At 44.9% G+C, this 6,000-nt stretch carries 5 protein-coding genes; all 5 read left to right on the forward strand.

The genetic code is table 11. The annotated features are described in order from the left end of the window. The first annotated feature begins 131 nt into the window (after positions 1 to 131). The 5 genes from fliF to flhA are packed head-to-tail and all read left to right on the forward strand — an operon-like array spanning position 132 to position 5,952. A complete protein-coding gene (gene fliF / locus GFJ39_RS08295; RefSeq protein ID WP_325062885.1) occupies positions 132 to 1,811 on the forward strand; it encodes a flagellar basal-body MS-ring/collar protein FliF in 1,680 nt (559 codons plus the stop codon). Continuing rightward, positions 1,808 to 2,821, forward strand: a complete 1,014-nt coding sequence (locus GFJ39_RS08300) for a flagellar motor switch protein FliG (RefSeq protein ID WP_153430896.1) — start codon at positions 1,808 to 1,810, stop codon at positions 2,819 to 2,821. The genes fliF and GFJ39_RS08300 overlap by 4 nt, the downstream gene beginning before the upstream one ends. Next, positions 2,821 to 3,492, forward strand: coding sequence for a hypothetical protein (locus GFJ39_RS08305; protein ID WP_153430897.1), 672 nt, complete (start codon positions 2,821 to 2,823; stop codon positions 3,490 to 3,492). The genes GFJ39_RS08300 and GFJ39_RS08305 overlap by 1 nt, the downstream gene beginning before the upstream one ends. Beyond that, complete coding sequence (gene fliN / locus GFJ39_RS08310) at positions 3,482 to 3,799, forward strand: flagellar motor switch protein FliN (protein WP_062447501.1); 318 nt, start codon at positions 3,482 to 3,484, stop codon at positions 3,797 to 3,799. Before GFJ39_RS08305 ends, fliN begins: the two co-directional genes overlap by 11 nt. A 53-nt stretch (positions 3,800 to 3,852) precedes the next feature. Further along, positions 3,853 to 5,952 carry a flagellar biosynthesis protein FlhA gene (gene flhA, locus GFJ39_RS08315; RefSeq protein WP_153430904.1) on the forward strand — a complete coding sequence of 700 codons (2,100 nt, stop codon included), beginning with the start codon at positions 3,853 to 3,855 and terminating at the stop codon, positions 5,950 to 5,952. Positions 5,953 to 6,000: the final 48 nt, after the last annotated feature.

The raw sequence follows: 6,000 nt of genomic DNA on the forward strand, positions 1-6,000 counted from the left end.
TCCACAATCAGCATTATCGACAGTTGGGTTTAGGGGTGAGTGCTCATGTGGGCAGTGCAGGAAGGTTTTTCTAAAGAGAGTCGCCAGTATCAGTATGACGATTCACTGAAAAACCGGAAAGAAAGCAGCCGGTGAAAGCGCTTCTAACAAACCTCAAACAATTGGGGCTTCCGCGACTGGCTGCTCTTGGCGGCGTCGGTGTTGCTATGCTGCTCCTGCTCGGCGTGCTTGTCCTTCACGGGGTCAACGCTACAAATGGTCTGCTCTACCGTGATCTGGAAGCTCATGAAGCGGGTGAAATCGTAGAGCAGCTCGCAAAGGCCCATATCAAATATCGTCTTCAGGATCAGGGTAGCACGATTATGGTGCCTGATGACGACGTTGCACGTGCCAGATTGCTTCTGGCTCAAAGTGGCCTGCCATCAGGCGGGTCTGTCGGATATGAGATATTCGACAAGGGCAACAGCTTTACCGCCACGCAATTCGAACAGACGATCAATGAAACTCGTGCACTCGAGGGGGAACTGGAACGTTCAATCCGTCTGATCCATGGTGTCCGGAATGCCAGGGTGCATCTTGTGCTGCGTCACAGGGAGCTTTTTTCCACAGACGAGCAGAATGCTCAGGCAAGCGTCCTTCTTTCAATGGATGGTGGACGTCGGTTGGATGAAGAAAGCATTGCCGCAGTCGTGAACCTGGTTTCCGCAGCAGTCCCCGGGTTGGACGCCCGCAATATCTCCCTGATCGACAATCGTGGTCATGTTCTTCTCAAGCAGGGAGAAGGAAATTCGAACGGCGGTCAGTCTGCGGAAGAGCAGCGGCAATTGATTGAACAGCGTATCGCGCGTGAAGTCGAGGATCTACTGGGATCTTCACTGGGGCCTGGACATGTGCGTGTAGAAGCCAATGTCACCATGAATAACGATCATGTTCGGGAAACCCAGGAAAATTATGATCCCGACCAGCAGGTTCTGAGGTCGCAACAGACCAAGACAGAAAAAAGCATCAATACCCAAGGCTCTACCAACACAACGGTGTCAAATAATCTTCCGAATGCCAATGCGGGACAGCAGCAGAATGGAAGTCAGAGCAACCGGCAGGAACAAACGAATAACTATGAGATAAGCAAGACAATCCGGACCCTGGTTCAGGATCAGCCACGCATTGCCCGCATCAGTATGGCCGTCATGGTCGATGGTATCAGTCAGTCTGATGGAAAAGGCCACGCGTCATGGCAGCCGCGCAACCAGGAAGAACTTGGTCGGCTGACCGCGTTGACTAAAAGTGCTGTTGGCTTCGATCAGAGCAGAGGTGACGTAGTTACCGTGATGTCCATGAAGTTTACGGATATGGACATGGAAATGAAGCCAGAGACTTCCGGCTGGAGCAAGTTTTTCACCCATTTAAATCAGATGGAGGCGATAAGGTTTGGATTATTCGCAGCCTGTCTGGCGATGGTTCTGTTCTTTGTCGTGCGCCCATTACTCCGGCCAATTGGAGAGCCCAACTCTGGAAAATTGCTCAATTTTGCCGCTTCTGAAGATCGTACCCCGGCCGCCAATCTTTCTTCGCAAGGAGCTGTTTATTTGCCCGACTCTCAATCCGAGAGAGCAAGAACTCCTATGCTCGAGCCTGCTTATGTGAATGCTGAACCGGTTGATGAAGAAACTGTTTCTGTCAGTGGAGTACAGGGGCGGATTAGAGCTTCTTCCGTTCAGAAAGTTGTAGATCTCGTGGAAACTCACCCATCTGAAAGTATTGCCTTGGTAAGGGGATGGTTGATGCCTTCTCAGGAAGGAGCGGGAGGATGATGAATATGGAAAAGAATATCTCCGGCGTACAAAAAGCGGCCATTCTGATGATGGCTTTGGGCGAGGAAAACTGTTCTCGTTTGTTCGAGCAGATGCATGAAGAAGAAATTAGAGAAATTTCATCTGCAATGGCTCAGTTGGGTATTGTTTCGTCAAATACCGTCGAAAAAGTATGCCACGAATTTAGCCAGGGCTTGGGGTCTGCTGAAGGTGTAGTGGGAGATCTGGAAAGTACGGAAAAGCTTCTCAAAAATGCTCTTCCCGCCAACAGGGCTGCAGCAATCATGGAAGAAATCCGTGGGCCTGCCGGGCGTACAATGTGGGATAAGCTCGGTAATGTATCGGAGACAGTTCTCGCGAATTATTTGAAAAACGAATACCCGCAGACTGTCGCCGTTATATTGAGTCGAATCAAACCTTCGCATGCGGCTAAAGTTCTGGCGCTTTTTCCGGAAGAATTTTCATTAGATATCATGATGAGAATGCTTAAAACGGAAACAATACAGAAAAACGTTCTTCAAAGTGTTGAAAAGACACTGAGATCGGAATTTGTTTCAAATATTCCGCGCGGAATAAACCGGAATAGCCATGAGGTTCTGGCTGACATATTTAACAATTTTGATAGGCGCATTGAAGGTAGATTTATGACTGCTCTGGAAGAGCGGAGCCAGGATGATGCCGAACAGATCAAAAGTCTTATGTTCACCTTCGAGGAACTCGTCAATCTTTCCAGTGAGAGTTTGATAGTATTGCTGAATCAGATACCTCGGGAAAGCCTTCCGCTAGCACTTAAAGGTGCAAGCGATAAATTGAGACAGGCATTTCTTGCTTCCATGTCGGAGCGTGCAGGTCGTATTCTTGTGGATGAAATTGAAGATCTGGGTCCTGTGCGAGTAAAAGATGTTGATACTGCACAGAACCAAATTCTTGTTATTGCGAAAGATCTTGTGGACCGAGGCGAAATTGATCTGATTGATCAAGAACAGCCTGGAAATGAGATGATTGTCTGATGGTCCACAATTTCTCAGGAGGCAATAATGCTTCTGGAATCTTGTACGCGGAGGACTTTGATAGGGTCTTGCCGGGTAATATAGAAAAAAATGACGATATATCGCCGTCTATCGAGAACGAAAACACTAATAAGCTATCTGATGAAATTTTAGAAGAATCTTATCAAAGAGGACTGCAGGAAGGAAGAATATCAGGAAAGGAAGCATTTGATAATGAAAAAACAAGCATAGAAAATTTCTATAAAAATGAAATAAAAAAAGAAATAGATGGAATAACTGATAGTATAAAAAATATAGAGAAGGATATTTCTAAGCAGGCTACGTCTTTCTTCTTGAAAATTCTTATGAATCTGTTTCCGGAGCTTTTGACGCAGTATGGAATGGAAGAGGCAAAGCGAACGATCGAAAAAATTAATTCATTCATAAAAGATAAATTCCAGTTGGAATTAACTTGTTCTCAAGAGTTTTCTGAAAAAATAGAAGGGTACTTTGGAGAATCCACACAAAAAACAATAAATATTATTGTGGATGAAGCGAAGAAAGGTGGGGATTTCAAGGTTTCTTGGAATACAGGTCTGTTTGTTCGGAATGCGGATAAAGTTGTTTCTGAAATAACGTCAGAAATTCTCTCGCTCTCTCAGGAAAAAATAGGAGGAAAAAATGCTGGATAAAGATGATTTCAGTGTAGAAAAAGAACAGTTTTCAAAAGAGGAAATTTCTGGCGATAAAACGCCTAATGATTTGCAGGCCATTTACGACATCCCTGTTACAGTAAGCGCAGTATTGGGCCGCGCCACAATGCCGATAAATCAATTATTGAAGCTGGGGCGGGGGGCTGTGGTGGAGTTGGACCGGAAGATTGGAGATCCAATCGATATTCTTGTCAATAACCGCTTAATTGCAAGAGGCGAGGTGGTTATGGTGGATGAGACGCGTTTAGGCGTAACCATGACTGAAATTGTAAAGTCAGAAAATTAAAAAACCATACCGGAAGAAAAATGAATAATATAAAGAAAAGTTTCTCTTCCGAGATGGGAAGAATTTTTTCATCAAATAATATTCCTCAGAGCATACTCGCTTTAAAAAAGTGGCTTCCTGGCTCAGATATCGGGCTTGCTCTCTCTGTTTCGGCACTGTTGTCGATACTGGTTCTGCCCCTCCCGACGTTTGTTTTAGACGTCGGATTATCGCTGTCGGTTACGTTATCCATTCTGGTTCTGATGGTAGCGTTATTTTTAAATAAGCCGCTTGATTTCACGTCTTTCCCAACACTGCTTCTACTAACAACCCTACTGAGGCTTTCGCTCGAGGTAGCAACTACGCGCTTGATTCTGAGTCACGGATACGAAGGTACCTACGCCGCGGGTCATGTTGTTGCGGCTTTTGGTGGCTTCTTAATGGGCGGAGACGTAGTTATCGGGGCCATTTTGTTCTCGATACTTCTGGTTGTTAACTTTATGGTCATTACAAAAGGTTCGGGACGTATTGCCGAGGTTGCGGCCAGGTTTTCTCTGGATTCCATGCCAGGAAAACAAATGGCAATTGATGCTGAACTATCCTCTGGCGCTATTACTGATTCTGTTGCACGTAAAAAACGTAGAGAACTTGAAGAAGAAAGTGGCTTTTATGGCGCGATGGATGGTGCTGCCAAATTCGTGCGTGGAGACGCGATTGCTAGTCTGATCATAACCGCTATCAACATTGTAGGGGGATTAACTATAGGTGTTGTTCGCCATGGTATGCAGATAGCAGATGCAGCTACCTCGTTTACGACGTTGACAATAGGTGATGGTCTTGTTTCGCAAATTCCAGCCTTGTTGGTTTCTACGGCCTCAGGTATTGTCGTAACAAAGGGTGGGACTGAAGGCGGAGCTGACGTTGCTCTTGTCCGTCAATTGGGTGGCAATTCTAAACCGCTTGCTCTGGCTTCGGGCTCGGCAGTAGTTTTGGCATTAATACCAGGTCTGCCTACATTTCCTTTTTTGTTTTTGGCAATTTTGGCGGGAACGGCGGCTTGGATAAGATATCGGACTCCAGTTGTCGATACGGATAATGACGGAGATGCTATTGTAGTTCCCGAAAATCCTGTTTCAGCAGATGTTCCAATCTCAGAAAGCCTAAAAGTGGATCTGTTGAGATTGGAATTAGGATTTAATTTGTTGGCGATAGCCAGCGGTGAGGGGACACGTTTAACAGAAAAAATAAAAATACTCCGAAGAACGATTGCAAGTGATATGGGATTTGTACTTCCGTCTGTTCGTATTCAGGATAATCTGCTTTTGCCCCCCGATTCCTATTCGGTTTCTATTAAAGAAATAGAGGTCGGGCATGGTGAAGTCAGGCTGAATAAATTTTTGGCGATGGACCCACGGGGTGGAGAGCCCTCTCTCGATGGGGAGAAAACAAAAGAACCTGCTTTTAGTTTGCCTGCGTTATGGATAGATCAAAATCTGCGTGAAAATGCTATTGTTCAGGGATATACGGTTGTTGATCCTGCAAGTGTCATTATTACGCATTTAACCGAATTGGTTAAAGATAATATGCCGGATCTCCTTTCTTATTCGGAGACGCAAAAACTTCTGGATGAGATGCCTAGAGAACAGCAGAAACTGGTTGTAGATCTCGTGCCTTCTCAGATTTCAGTGAGTGTAATACAAAGGACATTACAATTTCTTCTTGCGGAGCGAGTGTCAATCCGTGACTTGGTTAGTATCTTGGAAGCTTTGCAAGAAGGATGCAGCCAAGGTTTGAAGACCGTTGCAGCATTAGCCGCACATGTTCGGATTAGACTGGCTCGTCAAATCAGTGCATCAGTTATTGGACCTCAGGGATATATTCCAATTGTGAATCTGAGCCCTGACTGGGAGATGTTTGTTTTTGATCATTTGTCTAACACAGGCGAGGAAAAACAGATTAATTTTGCTCCGTCAAAAATGAACGAATTTGTATCTCGCGTTAAATTTTGTCTTGATAGTGCTTCCAAGCAAGGAGAAGTACCGGTAATTTTGGTTTCAAAAAATATACGCCTTCCGATCAGGCGTATTATAGAACGTATACAGCCTTCTATAAATGTTCTGGCACAGGAAGAAATTTCGCCGCGCGTTAAAATACGTACTATTGGATCAATATAATGGGTTGATTGTTCTTTTTGTGAATAAATTCAAGGGCTTTTTGAATTA

Source organism: Gluconobacter aidae, assembly GCF_009547075.1.
Lineage (GTDB): Bacteria > Pseudomonadota > Alphaproteobacteria > Acetobacterales > Acetobacteraceae > Gluconobacter > Gluconobacter aidae.